Genomic DNA, 1,141 nt, shown 5'->3' with positions numbered 1-1,141 from the left:
GCTACAATACGTTCTGCGAAGTCTTGTCCTTTGACAAACCCGCAGTGATCGTGCCCCGCACCACGCCGCGGCTGGAACAATGGATCCGCGCCAGCCGGGCCGAGGAAATCGGCCTCACCACTATGCTGGACGAAACCCGCGACGGGTGGAACGCCCCGGCGCTGGCCAAGGCGATCCGCGCGCTGGCCAACCAGCCGCCACCCTCCGCGGCCGGCTCAGAGGGTCTGCTGGACGGGCTGGACTATGTCACCCGCCGGGTGGACGCATTGCTGCAGAACACACATCAAGAGGCCGCCGAATGAGCACGCCCCGCCCGCCGCTTGCAGTGGTGGTCAAGGGCTGGCCGCGGCTGTCCGAAACCTTCATTGCACAGGAACTGGTGGCTCTGGAGGCCGCCGGCCACGCGCTTGAGATCTGGTCTCTGCGCCACCCCACAGACGTCAAGCGCCACCCGCTGCATGCGCGGCTGCAGGCGCGCGTGAACTACCTTCCCGAATACCTTTACGAGGAGCCAGAGCGGGTCTGGAGCGCGCGCGCGATGGCTCAACGGCTGCCCGGCTATGCTGAAGCCTATAGAGTTTGGCGTGCCGATCTGCGCCGTGATCTGACACTCAACCGCATCCGCCGCTTTGGCCAGGCCTGTGTGCTGGCCGCAGAAATGCCCGCGGAAGTGCTAGGGCTTTATGCGCACTTCCTGCACACGCCTTCCTCCGTTGCGCGTTATGCCGCGATCATGCGCGGGCTGCCGTGGAGCTTTTCGGCCCACGCCAAGGACATTTGGACATCGCCGGATTGGGAGCTTAAGGAAAAGCTCTCCGCCGCCCATCACGGCGCGGCCTTTGGCACCACGTGCACCGGTTTTGGCGCCAAACATCTGCAACAGATGGCCGATACGCCGGACCGGGTTGATCTGGTCTATCACGGGCTCGACCTGTCGCGACTCCCCGCGCCGCCGGAGCGCCGTCCGCGCCAGCCGCAGGACCCGGTCCGCTTCATGTCAGTAGGGCGTTTGGTTGAGAAAAAAGGCTTTGACCGGCTGATCGCCGCTCTGGCTCTGCTTCCCGCGGGGCTGGAATGGCACTGGACCCATATCGGCGGCGGCGGTTTAGGCGATTTGCTGCAGGGCATGGCCGAGGATGCG

Annotated in this window: 1 protein-coding gene and 1 pseudogene; both read left to right on the top strand. The window is 65.3% G+C overall.

Going from position 1 to position 1,141, the window contains the following annotated elements; all coding sequences use genetic code 11:
• A pseudogene (locus A2I95_RS40740) lies at positions 1 to 302 on the top strand (hypothetical protein); the annotation flags it as partial.
• The coding region (locus A2I95_RS40735) for a colanic acid biosynthesis glycosyltransferase WcaL (RefSeq protein ID WP_291737993.1) at positions 299 to 1,141 on the top strand (843 nt) is incomplete at its 3' end. The pseudogene A2I95_RS40740 and the gene A2I95_RS40735, both read left to right, overlap by 4 nt.

Source organism: Leisingera sp. F5 (genome assembly GCF_001593695.1).
The sequence above is the reverse complement of the archived record's forward strand: the minus strand, read 5'-3'. Positions and strand labels throughout refer to the sequence as shown.